The 15,491-nt window shown below is 63.0% G+C and carries 14 protein-coding genes; all 14 read right to left on the minus strand.

Going from position 1 to position 15,491, the window contains the following annotated elements:
* Nucleotides 1–26: 26 nt before the first annotated feature.
* Nucleotides 27–599: an orotate phosphoribosyltransferase gene (pyrE, locus tag AC1RJY_RS19485; RefSeq protein WP_011773291.1), complete on the minus strand. Its 573-nt coding sequence runs from the start codon at nucleotides 597–599 to the stop codon at nucleotides 27–29.
* A 5-nt stretch (nucleotides 600–604) separates the two neighbouring features.
* Nucleotides 605–1,588 (minus strand): LacI family DNA-binding transcriptional regulator, encoded by a 984-nt coding sequence (locus AC1RJY_RS19490; protein ID WP_014920623.1) that lies wholly within the window; start codon nucleotides 1,586–1,588, stop codon nucleotides 605–607.
* Between the two features lie 81 nt (nucleotides 1,589–1,669).
* The gene (gene mmsB, locus AC1RJY_RS19495) at nucleotides 1,670–2,953 is read right to left on the minus strand and encodes a multiple monosaccharide ABC transporter permease (RefSeq protein WP_014920622.1); all 1,284 of its coding nucleotides are present in this window, start codon (nucleotides 2,951–2,953) and stop codon (nucleotides 1,670–1,672) included.
* Between the two features lie 5 nt (nucleotides 2,954–2,958).
* Nucleotides 2,959–4,488, minus strand: a complete 1,530-nt coding sequence (gene mmsA / locus AC1RJY_RS19500) for a multiple monosaccharide ABC transporter ATP-binding protein (protein WP_014920621.1) — start codon at nucleotides 4,486–4,488, stop codon at nucleotides 2,959–2,961.
* A 126-nt stretch (nucleotides 4,489–4,614) separates the two neighbouring features.
* Nucleotides 4,615–5,763, minus strand: a complete 1,149-nt coding sequence (chvE, locus tag AC1RJY_RS19505) for a multiple monosaccharide ABC transporter substrate-binding protein (RefSeq protein WP_014920620.1) — start codon at nucleotides 5,761–5,763, stop codon at nucleotides 4,615–4,617.
* 293 nt (nucleotides 5,764–6,056) lie between these two features.
* On the minus strand, nucleotides 6,057–6,575 hold the full coding sequence (locus tag AC1RJY_RS19510; RefSeq protein ID WP_014920619.1) for a gluconokinase: 519 nt from the start codon (nucleotides 6,573–6,575) through the stop codon (nucleotides 6,057–6,059).
* Nucleotides 6,565–7,794 carry a D-mannonate dehydratase ManD gene (gene manD, locus AC1RJY_RS19515; protein WP_011773285.1) on the minus strand — a complete coding sequence of 410 codons (1,230 nt, stop codon included), beginning with the start codon at nucleotides 7,792–7,794 and terminating at the stop codon, nucleotides 6,565–6,567. The genes AC1RJY_RS19510 and manD overlap by 11 nt, the downstream gene beginning before the upstream one ends.
* A gap of 24 nt (nucleotides 7,795–7,818) precedes the next feature.
* Nucleotides 7,819–9,150: a mannitol dehydrogenase family protein gene (locus AC1RJY_RS19520; RefSeq protein WP_498603046.1), complete on the minus strand. Its 1,332-nt coding sequence runs from the start codon at nucleotides 9,148–9,150 to the stop codon at nucleotides 7,819–7,821.
* A complete protein-coding gene (gene uxaC, locus AC1RJY_RS19525; RefSeq protein ID WP_498603047.1) occupies nucleotides 9,147–10,538 on the minus strand; it encodes a glucuronate isomerase in 1,392 nt (463 codons plus the stop codon). Before uxaC ends, AC1RJY_RS19520 begins: the two co-directional genes overlap by 4 nt.
* 3 nt (nucleotides 10,539–10,541) lie before the next feature.
* Nucleotides 10,542–11,462, minus strand: a complete 921-nt coding sequence (locus AC1RJY_RS19530; RefSeq protein WP_498603048.1) for a sugar phosphate isomerase/epimerase family protein — start codon at nucleotides 11,460–11,462, stop codon at nucleotides 10,542–10,544.
* Nucleotides 11,459–12,655 (minus strand): Gfo/Idh/MocA family protein, encoded by a 1,197-nt coding sequence (locus AC1RJY_RS19535; RefSeq protein ID WP_011773281.1) that lies wholly within the window; start codon nucleotides 12,653–12,655, stop codon nucleotides 11,459–11,461. The genes AC1RJY_RS19530 and AC1RJY_RS19535 overlap by 4 nt, the downstream gene beginning before the upstream one ends.
* Complete coding sequence (locus AC1RJY_RS19540) at nucleotides 12,652–13,500, minus strand: sugar phosphate isomerase/epimerase family protein (protein WP_014920615.1); 849 nt, start codon at nucleotides 13,498–13,500, stop codon at nucleotides 12,652–12,654. The genes AC1RJY_RS19535 and AC1RJY_RS19540 overlap by 4 nt, the downstream gene beginning before the upstream one ends.
* A 2-nt stretch (nucleotides 13,501–13,502) precedes the next feature.
* Entirely contained in the window at nucleotides 13,503–14,438 is a 936-nt protein-coding gene (locus tag AC1RJY_RS19545; protein WP_142936848.1) for a carbohydrate ABC transporter permease, read from the minus strand.
* Nucleotides 14,435–15,487, minus strand: a complete 1,053-nt coding sequence (locus tag AC1RJY_RS19550) for a carbohydrate ABC transporter permease (protein WP_210064791.1) — start codon at nucleotides 15,485–15,487, stop codon at nucleotides 14,435–14,437. Before AC1RJY_RS19550 ends, AC1RJY_RS19545 begins: the two co-directional genes overlap by 4 nt.
* Nucleotides 15,488–15,491: the final 4 nt, after the last annotated feature.

Here is a 15,491-nt window from a genome sequence, read left to right on the forward strand (position 1 = left end):
GGCACTGCCTTACAGCCCCGTAGTTCCTAGTCGAGGCCGAGTTCGTCCTTGCCGAAGGCGAAGAGGTACGGCACGCCGGTTTCTGCTTCGATCTTCTCTTTCGCGCCGGTGTTGCGGTCAACGATCACGGCTACGGCCACTACATTGCCGCCCGCCTTACGGACACCTTCGACGGCGGTCAGTGCGGACCCGCCGGTGGTGGACGTGTCCTCGAGGACCACCACGTTACGGCCTTCAACCGAGGGACCTTCCACCTGGCGGCCCATGCCGTAGGACTTCTGGGCCTTGCGGACAACGAAGGCGTCCACGGCACGGCCGGCATCGGCAGCAGCGTGCATCACGGCAGTACCTACGGGGTCGGCACCCATAGTGAGTCCGCCGGCGCACTCAACTGAAACGCCGGCGTCGTCGATCATCGCCAACATGACCTGGCCTACCAACTTGGAGGCCTCGTGGTGCAAGGTGATGCGGCGGAGGTCGATGTAGTAGTCCGCTTCCTTGCCGCTGGAGAGGATCACCTTGCCGCGAACCACCGCCAGTTCTTTGATGAGTTCAAGAAGGCGGGCGCGGGCAGCAGCAGTATCAAGCGTGGAAGTCATGGCTCCTAGTTTAGTGGGGCCGCCGTGGTGGCACGGATCACCAAGCGGGGATTGACGATCTGATCGCCGGTTCCTCCGTCTCCGCCCAACTGTTGCAGCACCGCTTCCATGCATCGGCGGCCGAGTTCCTCAAAGTCCTGTTTGATGGTGGTCAGCGGCGGCATGAAGAATTCAGCCTCGGGTTGGTCGTCGTAGCCCACCACGCTGATGTCGTCCGGCACGTGCAGGCCGGCTTCCTGGACAGCGCGGAGCACGCCCACCGCCATTTGGTCGTTGGCGACGAACACGGCCGTGACGGTGTGCCGCTGTATGAGCTCAAGCCCGGCACGGTAACCGGAGGCCGCATCCCAGCCACCCCGCAACAGGACATCGGCGCTCAGCCCGGCTGTTTTCAGTGATTCCTGCCATCCCTTGATGCGCTCGGCGGCGTCGATCCAGTGCGGTGGTCCCGAGATGTGTGCAATGCGCCGGTGCCCCAAGCCGATCAGATGGTCCACAGCCAGGCGGGCGCCCATTCGCTGATTCAGGGAGGCGCCGGTCAACTGGTTGCCCGCGCCGGCCCCGACAGCCACGATCGGCACGGGAAAGGAAACATCGCGCAGGACGGCAAGAACATCGGGGTGTGGAACCAGGATGACGATCCCGTCAACGGACTGGTTCCGGAAATGCGCCATGGCATCGTTGACGCTGTGGTCGGTCACTTCGCGGAGGTTGGCAATGCTGACGAAGTACCCTGCTTCCCGGCCCGCTTGTTCCACGCCCAGAAGGGTGTTCGCGGGTCCAAACTGGCCCGTCTCGCAGGCAAGCACGCCGATGGTCCGGGACCGCCGGGTGACCAAGCTGCGGGCCGCGGTGTTGCGGCGGTAACCCAGTACTTCAATGGCCGATTCCACGCGCTGCTTGGTCTGGTGACTGACGTTCGGATGGTTGTTCAGGACGCGGGAAACGGTTTGGTGCGAGACTCCTGCCATCTTTGCCACGTCTCCCATGACGGGAGGCCGTGCCGGTGTGTCCGTCCCGGCCCCGGGCGTTACCCGGGGCCGGGACACTCCCCCTGTGGACATCAGCGACTATTTCGCGTCAACGACGACGGGCTCTGGCTTCGCTGGGGTGGACGTTTCAGTTGCCGGCGGCGTGGTCTTCCACTTGAACCGGCGGCCGACGGACGAACCCCCACCGGATCCGGTGCGGTTCTTGTTGAAGATGTCGAAGCCGACGGCGAGCAGAAGCACCAGGCCCTTGATGAGCTGCTGGTAATCGGTGCCCAGGCCAAGGATGGACATGCCGTTGTTGAGGACGCCCATGATCAGGCCGCCGATCATGGCGCCGGCCACCGTGCCGATGCCGCCCTGGACTGCCGCACCACCGATGAAGGCCGCAGCGATGGAGTCGAGTTCGAAGCCGGTACCGCCTGCGGGCTGTGCGGAGTTCAAGCGAGCCGTAAAGACCAGCCCGGCCAAGGCGGCGAGGACACCCATGTTGACGAAGAGGCGGAAGGTGACCTTTTTGGTCTTGATGCCCGAAAGTTCGGCTGCGTGGAGGTTGCCGCCGATCGCGTACGTGTGGCGTCCGAAGATGCTGTTGTTCATCAGTGCCGAGTAGACGATCACCAGGACAGCCAGGACGATCAGGACAATCGGGGTGCCACGGTAGCTGGCCAGGAGGAACGTGATGATGAGCATCAGGACGGCGATGAACCCGTTCTTGACGGCAAACCAGGCCATCGGTTCATTCTCCAGGTTGAACTTGCGGCGAACCCGGCGTTCCTTGATGGCTTGGAACAGAATGGCAGCCGTGCCGCCCACGCCGAGGATGACCGTCAGCCATTCCAGCACGGAGGTGCCGCCGGAGATGTCGGGCAGGAAGCCGCCACCGAGGGCGCGCAACTCGTTCGGGAACGGGGTGATTTGCTGGTTCTTCAGGGTGATGAGGGTCAGGCCGCGGAAGATCAACATGCCTGCGAGGGTGACGATGAAGGCGGGGATGCCCACATAGGCAATCCAGTAGCCTTGCCACGCACCCACCAGCGCACCCACCAGGAGGCAGGCGGGGATGGCGAGCCACCAAGCCCAGCCCCAGTGCACGATCATCACGCCCGCCACGGCGCCGATGAAGCCTGCGATGGAGCCAACGGAGAGGTCGATGTGCCCGGCGATGATGACCATCACCATGCCGATGGCGAGGATCAGGATGTAACTGTTCTGGACTACCAGGTTGGTGACGTTCTGCGGCTGGAGCAGGATGCCGTCGGTCAGGACCTGGAAGAGGATGACGATCAGGATCAGGGCGACGAAGATGCCAACCTGGCGAAGGCGGCTTGTGAGGAAGCCAAGGGATTCTCGTAGGGCGGACATGTTCGCTATTCCTTCTCTTGAGTCATGAAGTGCATGAGGGTTTCCTGGGTGGCTTCGGCGATGGGGACTTCGCCGGTGATGTGGCCCGCGGACAGCGTGTAGATCCTGTCGCAAATGCCCAGGAGCTCCGGAAGCTCAGAGGAGATCACAATGACGGCTTTCCCCGCCGCTGCGAGCTCCGCAATGATCGTGTAAATCTCATACTTGGCGCCGACGTCGATTCCCCGGGTTGGCTCGTCCAGGATCAGCACGTCGGGGTCCGAGAACATCCATTTGCTCAGCACCACCTTTTGCTGGTTTCCGCCCGAGAGCTTGCCGGTGATGGCGGCAACGGAGGGAGCCTTGATGTTCATGCTCTTCCGGTAATGGTTGGCAACGGTGGTCTCTTTGTTGCCGTCCACCCAGCCTCGTTTGGCCAGCTTGTTCAGTGCTGCCATGGAGACGTTCCGCTTGATGTCCTCGATCAGGTTCAGGCCGTAGTGCTTGCGGTCTTCGGTGGCGTAGGCAATTCCATGGTCGATTGCGTCGGAAACCGTGGACGTGTTGATTTCCTGGCCGTACTTGTAGACCTTGCCCGAAACCGCCCGCCCGTACGTGCGGCCGAAGACGCTCATGGCCAGCTCGGTCCGGCCGGCACCCATGAGCCCGGCAAGGCCTACCACTTCACCCTTGCGCACGTTCAGGCTGGCGTTGTTCACTACGGTCCGTGAATGGTCCTGCGGGTGCTGGACGGTCCAGTCCTCGATTCGGAGGACTTCCTCGCCGATGTTGGGCGTCCGGTCCGGATAGAGGCTTTCGAGGTCGCGACCAACCATGCCGCGGATGATGCGTTCTTGGGTGATCTGTCCCTGGTCCAAACGCAGGGTCTCAATGGACTTGCCATCGCGGATGATGGTGACGGCGTCGGCCACTTTGCGGATCTCGTTGAGTTTGTGGCTGATGATGATGCTGGTGACGCCCTGGCCCTTGAGGTGCAGGATGAGGTCCAGCAGGTGGTCCGAGTCTTCGTCGTTCAGCGCCGCCGTGGGCTCATCGAGGATGAGCAGCTTCACCTCCTTGGAGAGCGCCTTCGCGATCTCCACCAACTGCTGCTTGCCCACACTGATGTGCTGGATGGGCGTTACGGGATTCTCGCTGAGACCCACCCGGGCCAGCAGTTTGGCGGCTTCCAGGTTGGTCTTCCGCCAGTCCACCCAGCCGTTCCTGGCAAGCTCATTGCCCAGGTAGATGTTCTCGGCAATCGACAGGTACGGGCTCAGGGCCAGTTCCTGGTGGATGATCACGATGCCGCGCTTCTCGCTGTCCGTGATGCTGGAAAATTCGCAGGGTTCATTCTCGAACAGAATGTCGCCGTCGAAGGTGTTGTGCGCGTAGACGCCGGACAACACCTTCATGAGGGTGGATTTCCCGGCTCCGTTCTCACCACAAATGGCGTGAACCTCACCACGGTTGACGTCCAGGGTGACGTCCTGAAGGGCTTTTACACCGGGGAAGGTCTTGGTGATTCCTCGCATTTGAAGAATGGGTACGTTCATCGTCAATTCCCGCTGACTGGTTGAAACTGGGCCGGGTCGAGGGCTCGACAGGCTCTGGGGATGCTGTGGCCCCGCCACACTGCGCGCTGCAACACAGGGCGGTGGGGCCACAGATTGGGGAGGTGGTTACTTGACGTCGGCCTCGGTGTAGTAGCCCGAGTCGATGAGTTCCTTCTTGTAGTTGTCCTTGGTGATGATGACGGACTTCAGAAGGTATGCCGGAACAACCTTGACCTTGTTGTTGTAGGTCTTGGTGTCGTTGGTTTCGGGCTCACTGCCCTTGAGTACGGCGTCTACCATCTTCACGGCCTGGGCGCCGAGCTGGCGGGTGTCCTTGAAGATGGTGGAGTACTGCTCGCCGGCGATGATGGACTTCACGGAACCCTTTTCGGCGTCCTGGCCGGTCACTACGGGGAGCTTGCCGGTGGAGTAGCCGCCAGTGCTGGTCAGAGCAGAAATGATGCCGATGGACAGGCCGTCATACGGGGACAGCACGCCGTCGAGCTTGGTGCCGGAGCTGTAAGCGGAGGTGAGGATGTCTTCCATGCGCTTCTGGGCAACGGGTGCCTGCCAGCGGAGGATGGCTGCCTGCTCGAACTTGGTCTGGCCGCTGGGGACCTTCAAGGTGCCTGCATCCAGGTACGGCTTGAGGGTATCCATTGCGCCGGTCCAGAAGAAGTTGGCGTTGTTGTCGTCCGGGCTGCCCGCGAACAATTCGACGTTGAACGGGCCCTTGCCCTCTACCTTCTTGCCGCTGGCATCAACGAGTCCCAGACCCGTCAGCAGCGACGTGGCCTGCTGGACACCCACGGTGTAGTTGTCGAACGTGGTGTAGTAGTCCACGTTCGGCGTTCCATTGATGAGGCGGTCGTAGGCGATGACCTTGACGTTCTGTTCCTTGGCCTTGGCCAGGACGTCGGTCAGCGTGGTGCCATCAATCGCTGCAATGATGAGCGCCTTGGCACCCTTCGTCAGCATGTTCTCAATCTGGGAAACCTGCGTGGGAATGTCATCGTTGGCGAACTGGAGGTCCGTTTTGTAGCCAAGGTCCTTCAGGGACTTCTCAACGTTGGCTCCGTCAGCGATCCAGCGCTCGGACGTCTGGGTGGGCATCGAGATGCCAACCAGTGAATCGCTGGGATTTGCACTGCTGGTGGACTCGGCCGTGCCCCCGCGGCTACCGCAGCCCGTGGCTCCGACAGTCAAGGTTAGGACAACCGCTACGGCGCCCAGGAGTTTCTTCAATCTCACGATGCTCTCCTTCCGCGGCAGCATTGCCGCGAACTCTGATGCGGCCGGAGCATCTGCGCGTCCGGCGGTGAAGCGTTTTGTGATCTGCGGCCAGCTGGGTGCCACATGCCACGAAAGGTGGTGCGAATGCCATTGTGAACGCTAACAATACCGTCGGTCAAGTGCCGTGGATCACGAAATGATTGCAGCCTCGAACCGCAGCCGAGACTATTGACTTGAAACGTTGTTAGCGTTCACAATTGGCGGCCTTAATGCGTGAAGACAAGGAAAAGCCCGGCACTGCCTTGTGGGCGGTACCGGGCTTCGAGGACCAGGGCCTAGAGCAGGGCTCCAGTGAGGGCCACAGCTACTTCGTTCACCATGTCCTCCACCGGCTTGGAGATGTCCACGACGATCCCGACTTCGTCGGACTGCAACGGCTCCAGGGTTGCCAGTTGCGAATCCAGCAGCGAGGCAGGCATGAAGTGTCCGGGCCGGGCTGTCATGCGCGCGTTCAGCAACTCGCGGGTCCCGTGCAGGTGCACGAACACCACAGACGGATCAGCGCTGCGGATGATGTCCCGGTAGGAGCGCTTGAGCGCGCTGCACGCGATGACAAGAGCAGTGCTCGACGCCGGGAATCGCCTTCCGATTTCGGCCAGCCAAGGCGCGCGGTCGTCGTCGTTCAGCGGAGTACCGGAGGCCATCTTGTCGATGTTCGCCTGCGGGTGCAGCGAATCGCCGTCGAGAAATTCAGCACCCAGGCGCTCGGCGAGGGCGGCACCGACGGTGCTTTTGCCGCAGCCGGCCACGCCCATCACCACGATGTGGTGGAGGGGTTGCGCCTTACCAATCATGAACAGTGCCGTCCACGAGGCGGTTGTACGGCAGGTACGCCTGCTGGTACGGGAAGGCCGCGGCGGCTTCTTCGTTGAATTCGACGCCGATGCCCGGGTTGTCGCCCGGGTGCAGGTAGCCGTCCTTGAAGGTCATGGACTGCTGGAAGACCTCGTTGGTCTTGTCCGAGTGCTGCATGTATTCCTGGATGCCGTAGTTGTGGATGGCCAGGCCCACGTGCAGCTGGGCGGCGAAACCTACGGGCGAAATATCGGTGGGGCCGTGGAAGCCTGACTTGATCTGGTACTGGGCTGCGAAGTCCATGACCTTCTTCAACGGGGAAATGCCGCCGAAGTGGGTGGACGCTGCACGGACGTAGTCGATCAGCTGTTCCTTGATGAGGGTCTGGTAGTCCCACACGGTATTGAAGATTTCTCCGATGGCCAACGGGGTGGTGGTGTGCTGGCGGACCAGACGCAGGCCTTCCTGGTTCTCGGCCGGGGTGCAGTCCTCAAGCCAGAAGAGGTCGTACGGTTCAAGCGCCTTGCCAAGCTTGGCGGCCTGAATGGGGGTCATGCGGTGGTGACCGTCGTGCAGCAGCGGGATTTCCGGACCGAACTCGTTGCGAACTGCTTCGAAGACGGTGGGCAGGTGGCGCAGGTAGGCGCGGGTGTCCCAGTCCTCTTCCAAGGGGAAGTTGCCTCGGCCGGCGGGCTCGTAGTCATACCGTTCACCCGAGGCTTGAGCCTGCGCGGCAACGCCATAGACGGCCTTAATGCCGGGAACGGCGGTCTGGATGCGGATGGACTTGTAGCCCAGCTCCAGGTGCTCACGCACTGAGTCGAACAGCGACGGAATGTCGGCTCCGGACGCGTGGCCGTAAGCCCGCAGCCCGTTGCGGGAAGCGCCGCCCAGCAACTGGTAGACCGGCATGCCGGCCACCTTGCCCTTGATGTCCCACAACGCCATGTCGACGGCGGCGATCGCGGCCATGGTCACGGGGCCGCGGCGCCAGTACGAGCTGCGGTACAGGAACTGCCAGGTGTCCTCGATCCGGTGCGGATCCTTGCCGATCAGCAGCTGAGCGACGTGCTCTTTGAGGTACGCGGCGACGGCGAGTTCACGGCCGTTGAGTGTGGCGTCACCAATGCCCGTCACACCATCCTCGGTGGTGATGCGCAGGGTGACGAAGTTGCGGGACGGGCTGGTCACAAAGACTTCAGCGGCAATGATTTTCATGGTGAGGGAGTCCTTCCGGTGGGTCTATGCGTGCGAAGTAGTGGCGGCAAACGAATCCAGCTGCCCGTGGATTTGCGAAACAGTGGCAGCGTCGTTCGCCAGCTCAGTGCTGATGAGCGCCACCAAGGCAGCGGTGCGGTGTTCGCCGTCGAGCGTTTTTGCGTCCTGGATGTCGGCGGCCAGCGGGTCCTGGAGCTCGGTGGTGGAGGACACGTACGCGAGCCAGGCAGCGATCATCCGGGCCGCGCCATCTCCGGAGCGGCCCGCGCTGCGTTCGGCAGCGAGGACCGGCACGGCGCGCATCCGCAGCTTGGTGGTTCCGTCCATGGCGATCTGGATCAGGTGGTGGGCGATCCGGGAGTTTCCGAAACGTTCCAACAAGGCCTTCCGGTACTTTGGTATCTGCAATTCGTCGCCGGACAGGTGCCGGGATGCCTCGTCCCAGAACGCTTCCACAGCTCCCCTGCACACGTCATCGGACAACGCCTCGGCTACGGTCGCGTGCCCGCGGAGCAATCCGGCGTACGCCAGGATCGAATGCGAGCCATTGAGCAACCAGAGCTTCCGATTCTCAAACGGTTCAATGTGGTCCACGAACACCGCCCCGGCGTCCTCCCAGCGGGGCCGGCCGGCCGGGAAGTCCCCGCTGAGGATCCAGTTGTGGAACGGCTCGGTGACCACTGCTGCCAGGTCCCGGTAGCCGCAGGAGGCCGCAACGACGTCGAGGTCCGCCTGCGTTGTCCGCGGCGTGATGCGGTCCACCGAGGTGCTGACGAAGCTGACATTGGCGTCGATCCACGCGGCCAGGCAGCCGTCCCTGGCACGCGCCAAAGCGCCAACAGCTTGCCTCGCCACGTCGCCGTTCTCCGCAAGATTGTCACAACTTACGACGGCGATCGGCCCGCTTTCGGCGTCCCTGCGGGCGGCGAGGGCCGTCACCAAGCGAGCCAACGGCGTCGAACCTTCAGCGCTGCCTGCTATATCCGCCGCATAGGCAGATTCGGTGATGGTCAACGTAATGACAGCCGTAGTAGGTGCGGCCACAAGCTCGGTTAACCGTCCGACGTCGGAGCCATCAACGGCCTCAACAATGCTGCCAACTACTTCGAAGGAGTCGCCGCGGCCCGAGCGTTCCACCACCGTGAACACGCCGTCCTGTTCGGCAAGGACATCGGCAGCATCCGGACGGCGGCCGGTGAACGCCGCAATCCCCCATTCCGCTGCGTCGCCCGCGTGCTGCGTGTACCACGCCTGGTGGGAGCGGTGAAAGGCACCCAAGCCGAGATGGACGATGCGGACGGGCGGCTTGGGCCGGGTCCCGCGGTTGAGCCGGGGAAGCCCCTGGTCCCCGGTCATAGCTTGAAGACCCTTCGCGGTGAGGAGTCCACGACGTCGACAATCAGCTCGTGCGCGCGGTCCTCGCTGATGCGGTGCTCGGCTACCAGCCGGGCGAGGAACGAGGCCTCAATCCTGCGCGAGGCGTCATGGCGTGCGGGGATGGAGCAGAAGGCGCGAGTGTCGTCGATGAAACCGGAGGACCGGGAGAAACCCGCGGTTTCCGTCACCGCTGAACGGAACCGGAGCATGGCATCCGGGGCGTCCAGGAACCACCACGGCGCACCGATGTAGACCGAAGGGTAGAAACCTGCCAGCGGTGCAAGTTCCCGTGAGAAAACAGTCTCGTCAAGGGTGAAAAGGACCAGATGGAAGTTCTTGGCAGTACCGAAATCCTGCAACAGGGGACGGATGGACTCGGTGTAGTTGGTGGCGACGGGGATGTCGTGGCCGGTGTCTGCCCCGAATTCCTCGAACGTGGGCTGATGATGGTTGCGGTACGAGCCTGGGTGGATGGTCATGACCAACCCGTCCTCCACGGACATCCTGGCCATCTGGTACATCATGTGGGCTTCGAACACGTCGCGGTCATGGGCTGTCGCCTGGCCGGAACGGGCTTTCTCGAACAAAGCTTCCGCGTCAGCCTCCTCCAGTTTCAGGGTCGCAGGCGTCCTGACTCCGTGGTCAGCGGAGACCGCTCCATGGTCCACGAAGTACCGGCGGCGACTCTCCAACGCGGTGAGGTACCCCCGGTAGCCGCTGCCGCCGTCGGATGCCTCGGAGATGATCCGCTCTACGTTGGCGGCCCACTGCGGGTGCGCGATGTTGATGTAAGCATCCGGACGGAACGTGGGCAGCACCCGGCTGTGGAACGAGGGATCCTCGGCGAGCGCACGGTGGCTCTCCAGGTTGTCCAGGGGGTCATCAGTGGTGGCAAGGACTTCGATGTTGAAATCCTTGAACAGCTCGCGTGGACGGAATCCTGGTTCCGCGAGTTTGGTCGAGATGGAATCGAAGCTGGCATCGGCCTTCTCCGCGCTCAGTTCACCGCGCCAGCCGAAAACTGACTCGAATTGGGTTCGCAGCCAGTACCCGGACGCAGTGCCGTCGAACAGTGGCCATGCCGCGCAGAAATGCCGCCAGATTTCTCGGGGTGTGGCGTTGCCTGGCTGGAGTTTGTCCATGCTGATTCCCGAGGCATGGATGAGGCGTGTGACGTAGTGGTCCGGAGTGACCAGCAGGGCAGCAGGATCGGGGAACGGGGTGTTCTGCTCGATGACTGCTGCGTCCACGTGGCCATGCGGCGAAATGATGGGCAGGTCCTGAACGCGCTGCAGCAGTTCGCGGGCGATGCCGCGGGTGCCGGGATCGGCCGGCAGCAGGCGGTCGGGATGGGTGGCGAGGGACATGGCTCAGCCTTTCGAGACGGAGTCGGCGTTACCGGCAACGGCAAGTCCGGCGAGGGATGCGGCGCGGCGCAGGAAGTCCAAGTTTCCGGCCGTCCGCTCGGCGAGGGGAACCTCAGTGGAGAAGTCCTCCACGGTCACCCAATCGTCGTAGCCCGCGTCGGCGAGCGCCTTGAAGTAGGTCACTACGTTTCCAATTCCTGCTTCGAGGGGCGCCCATTCGCTGGCCCAGACGGCACCGCCGGCAGGATCGCGCTGGTCCGTGAGGACCCATCGTGCGTTCTTCACGTGGACGTGGGCAAGGTAGGGGCCCAGCAATTGCAGCGCGGGCAGCGGCGACTCCCAGCCTTCGATCAGGAGGTTTCCGAGGTCGTGGATGACGCCGACGTGCTGCGGATCGAGGCCATCGAGGAGGCGCCTGGCGGACGACGCCGATGCGGTCACCGTTCCATGGTGCAGTTCCACCAGGGCTTTGACACCGTGGTGGGCCGCACGGCTGGACACCCACTCATAGTGCTCCCGCGTCGCGGCGAACAACTCCGGGTAGGACAGGCCCGTCGGTTCCTGGCCACCCATAGTGGAGTTGCCCAGCGGAAGGACATTGACGCGGACTTGCCTGGCACCCAACTCGGCGGTTGCCGCGAGGACGCGATCGACGTCGTCGTGGTTGTCGCATCGGGCGTAGCCGCCCAGGCCTGAGTACTCCAGGCCGGCGTTGGCGGTGATCCGTGCGATGTCCGGGAGTGATTCCTCAAGTCCGGTCAGGGGCCATGTGGCCTTGTTCCCTGCCCAGAAGCCCGGTTCCGGGGCGTCGGCCTGGTCCGTGACCCGCCATTCGATGCCGTGCCATCCTTGGGCTGACAGTTCCGTGACTGCTTCCTGGGGAGTCCATTCCGGCGTCGATGCCGTGAAAACAGAAAACTTCATGCCGTGACCTCCTCAAGCCGTCCATTGCCGGTCCGTACCTGGACGTCGTTGTATTTGCCTGCAGTGACGTCGGCGATGAGGACCGGGTGGCCCAACGTGGCCGAGACATACAGCGCACGCACGGTGGCGAGTGCCGTGACTGCGTCCTTGATGGTGACGCCGGCGGGCCGCCCGGTCCGGATGGCCTCCACAACGTCGCGGTACTGGCGAATGTGCCCGGCCGGGTAGAGGGTGGGATCCAGGTTGGTCCGGGTGGCCGGTTCAGCGAACCTGGCGAGTTCGGACTCGGCTTGGTTGCTTGCGCCCGGGAGGCCCATGGGTCCGCTTTGGGTCTCTTCGTCCGAGGCGGCTGCATGGAAGTACTCGAGGTGGTCGTTGTCGATCACGGCAGAGCCCTTGCTGCCCATGACCTGCAGCCGGACGGTGAGGCCCGGGTAGGCGGCTGTGGTTGCGTGCAGAACGGCAAGGGCACCGGATTCGAAGGTGACGGTGGCAACGGCGGTGTCTTCCACCTCAACATCCGTGTGCGCCAAAAGAGCGGTCTTGGCGCTGATTTCCAGCGGACGGCCAAGGAACCACAGCAACAGATCCACGGTGTGGACGCCCTGGTTCATCACAGCTCCCCCACCGTCCATTGCCCACGTTCCACGCCAAGCGCCGGAATCGTAGTAGCCCTGGCTGCGGTACCAGCTCACGGAGGCGATGGCGGACGTGAGGCGCCCAAAGCGCCCGGCACGGCGGGCCTCGTCCACCACGATGCTCGCGGGATCGAAACGGTGCTGGCTGATGACGCTCGCAACGAGTCCTTTGGCTTCCGCCGTTTTGGCAGCCGCGAGGATCTCAGCCGCGCGGTCCAGGTTCACGTCCAGTGGCTTTTCGATGACCACGTGTTTGCCGGCATCAAGCACCTCCAGGGCTTGCTGGATGTGCAGTCCGCTGGGGGTAGCGATGATGACGAGGTCGACGTCGGCGCCGGCGAACGCTTCAGCCAGGCTTCGGAAAGTGGCCGGGCGGGCGGCGCCGTTGTCCTCGATGTGCTGGGCCAGTCCCTCGGCGGCTTCGGCGATTTCATCTACCAGCGCGGTGACGCGAAGGTCGGCGATCTCCCCGACGGATGCCGCGTGGGTGCGTCCGATGGTTCCGCATCCGGTGATGGCAACGTTGAGGACAGCAGTGGGGGTTTGCTTGCTCACTTGGTTTCAACTCCTGCTTCGGTCACGACTTTGGCAAAGGCACGGGCTGCCATCCCGAATGCGGTTGGGCCTGAGAAGCCGCCCAGGCCGTGTGCGCCGGCCAAGTGGGGTTCCAGGCTCGCGAATCCTACGAAGCCATCGGCTTTCAACGCCTCCACCGTGCGAAGGAGATCGCCGTCGCCTTCACCGGCAGGGACGACAACGCCGTCCGCGAACCGTGCGTCCTTGACCTGCAGGTACTCGAGGTGGGGACGGAGCTTGGCGTAGCCTTCGTCGAACGGCTTGACACCCACCTGAACGAAGTTGGCCGGATCCCAGGCCACTTTCAGCGCCGGTGAAGCCACGGATTCGATAATGTCCAGCACGCGATCGGGGGTGTCTCCGAAGATGTCCTTTTCATTTTCGTGAAGGAGCACAACTCCGGTCTCTTCGGCCACTCCTGCCAAGGCACGCATCCGCTCAATGACGTCATCGCGGATGCTGTCCACCGCGACGCCCTCGCCGTAGTAGAAGGAGAAGATGCGGATGTAGCGGGCCCCCAGGACCTGGGCCGCGTTGGCGGCACGCCGAAGGCGCTCCACCTCGTGTTCCACGGGAAATGTGACATCAACCTTGCCGATGGGCGACGCGATGGCAGAGACTCCCATGCCCGCCTTGTCCAGGAGATTCTTCAGCTCTGCCAATTGTTCCGGTGCGAGGTCCACGATGTTGGTTCCCCACGCGCTGCGGACCTCGATGTGGTTCGCGCCCAAGGCTTGGAGCACTGCGATCTGTAGTACCGGGTCGTCGTCGATTTCGTCTCCGAAGCCCGAGAGCGTCCACTCAACTGTTGCTGAACCGGTCATTGCTATTTGACTCCTCCGGCGGTGAGACCGCCCACTAGGTAACGTTGGAAAATCAGGTAGAGAATCACTACTGGTGCGGCGCAGACGAGCGACGCCGCCATCATCTGGCCGTACAGCGGGATGGCGCCGCCTTCCTGCGAAGCCCCGAAGATCTGCAGTGCCACAGCAGCTGTTTGGCTGTCCGGCCGGGTCATCACGGAGGCAAAGAGGACATCGTTCCAGCCGAGCAGGAACGCGAAGATTCCCGAGACCACGATTCCAGGCCAGCTAAGGGGCAGGATGATGCGGACCAGGACGCCGAGGTTGCTGGCGCCGTCGATCCTTGCAGCCTCTTCCAGTTCCCGGGGCAAGCCGCGCAGATAGGTGACCATCACCCATGTTGAGAACGGCATCGCGAACGTCAGGTAGGTGATGAAGAGGCCCCACTGGGTTCCGATGACCTGGACACCCAGGTAGCTCGCGGCTGATGAGAAGAGAACGAACACGGGCAGGACCATCAGCGTGCCAGGGACTGACTGCAACGCCAGGAGGCTCCGCAGAATGGTTAGCCGTCCGCGGAACTGGTACCTGACCAGGACATACGCGATGGAAACGGACATGGCCGCTGACACCACGGCGGTGGCTCCGGCCACGAGCACGCTGTTGGCCAGACCCTTGGCCAAGCCAACGCTTGACCAGATCTTGGTGTAGTTCTCCAGCGAGAACGTGGATGGCCAGAATTCGCCGTTGGCTACGCCGATGTCAGAATTCACCGATGCCAGGAAGATGTAGGCGACCGGGATCAGCACAATGGCGCTCAGGACCGTCAGGATGATTGCCAGCATGGGGCCGGGCAGGAGGCGGGTCACTTCATGCTGCCGTTTGGAGCCGGGCCGGAACGTGGTCCCGGCCGAACCCCGGCGGGCGGTGCCGCGGACGGAGGTGGTTGATGCGCTCACTTCTTGCCTCCCGGCGTCTCGGCGTCGTCAAGTTTGACGGCGCGCAGGTAGATAAACAGCGGAATGGCGATCAGCACCAAGGACACAAAAGCCATGGCGGCGCTGAGGCCGAAGCGGAAGCTCTGGAAGCTGGTGACGTAGGTGAGGATCGGAAGCACTTCGACGTCGGCCGGGGCCGGCACGCCGAACAGCACGAACGGGAGCGTGAAGTTATTGATGTGATGCAGCATGCCGATCAGGAAAGCCAGCGCGAGCGGTCCCTTGAGATACGGGAAGATGACATACCGCAGCTTGTTCCACCACAGCGCACCGTCCAGGGCCGAGGCTTCGTGGACCTCATGGTCTACGGACTGCAGACCGGACAAAGCCAGCAGGTAGATGAACGGCCAGGAAGCCCAGATCTGGACCAGGATGAGCGTCCAATAGGTCTGCGGCCCGTTGAGCCACAGCCCGCCATCCATACCGAACACGCCCAGCGCCGAATCCACTACACCGTCCGGCTGGAACATGGTCCGCCACACCGTGGCCACCACGAAGGATGGAAGGACGTAGGGGATCAGGAAGATGGAGCGAACCAGCGCCCGGCCCTTGAAGGCGTTCTGCGTGGCCACGGCGGCAGCGATGCCCAACGGCAAAGTGATCACCATGGCGATCAGCGAATAGCTGACACTCAGCCACACCGAATGGAGCAGCGGCGAATCGGTCAGTGCCTCTACAAAGTTGTCGATTCCTATAAAGGGTGCGCTCACCCACTTGCGCAGGGTGTACTGGTCCAGGTTGAGGGCCGACATGTAGATGCCCAGGAACAGCGGAATCACAATGATGACGAACATCAGGAGTCCGCCGGGGATCAGCATCCACAGTGGACGGTTCCGCTCGCTCAATCCCTTGCGGCGGACGGGTTTCTTGCCGCGTCCGGCAGGCTGACTGGTTCCTGCGCCTGCCACCGGTGACGTACCGGCGTCGGACATTGTGCCGATCCGGCCCGGCTGCCCTTCGGCAGCCGGACCCGTTGCGGCCTTCATTTCCCTGAAGGAATCAGTGGACATGGGA

It is taken from the genome of Arthrobacter sp. GW822-FHT05G07 (genome assembly GCF_058799755.1).

Excerpts from the sequence above, each read along its gene's own strand:
- manD (WP_011773285.1), bottom strand. The coding sequence starts at position 7,794 with ATGAAAATCATTGCCGCTGAAGTCTTTGTGACCAGCCCGTCCCGCAAC.
- AC1RJY_RS19540 (WP_014920615.1), bottom strand. The coding sequence starts at position 13,500 with ATGACCGGTTCAGCAACAGTTGAGTGGACGCTCTCGGGCTTCGGAGAC.
- AC1RJY_RS19530 (WP_498603048.1), bottom strand. The coding sequence starts at position 11,462 with ATGAAGTTTTCTGTTTTCACGGCATCGACGCCGGAATGGACTCCCCAG.
- mmsA (WP_014920621.1), bottom strand. The coding sequence starts at position 4,488 with ATGAACGTACCCATTCTTCAAATGCGAGGAATCACCAAGACCTTCCCC.
- AC1RJY_RS19550 (WP_210064791.1), bottom strand. The coding sequence starts at position 15,487 with ATGTCCACTGATTCCTTCAGGGAAATGAAGGCCGCAACGGGTCCGGCT.
- uxaC (WP_498603047.1), bottom strand. The coding sequence starts at position 10,538 with ATGTCCCTCGCCACCCATCCCGACCGCCTGCTGCCGGCCGATCCCGGC.
- chvE (WP_014920620.1), bottom strand. The coding sequence starts at position 5,763 with ATGCTGCCGCGGAAGGAGAGCATCGTGAGATTGAAGAAACTCCTGGGC.
- AC1RJY_RS19520 (WP_498603046.1), bottom strand. The coding sequence starts at position 9,150 with ATGACCGGGGACCAGGGGCTTCCCCGGCTCAACCGCGGGACCCGGCCC.
- AC1RJY_RS19490 (WP_014920623.1), bottom strand. The coding sequence starts at position 1,588 with ATGGGAGACGTGGCAAAGATGGCAGGAGTCTCGCACCAAACCGTTTCC.
- AC1RJY_RS19510 (WP_014920619.1), bottom strand. The coding sequence starts at position 6,575 with ATGATTGGTAAGGCGCAACCCCTCCACCACATCGTGGTGATGGGCGTG.
- pyrE (WP_011773291.1), bottom strand. The coding sequence starts at position 599 with ATGACTTCCACGCTTGATACTGCTGCTGCCCGCGCCCGCCTTCTTGAA.
- mmsB (WP_014920622.1), bottom strand. The coding sequence starts at position 2,953 with ATGTCCGCCCTACGAGAATCCCTTGGCTTCCTCACAAGCCGCCTTCGC.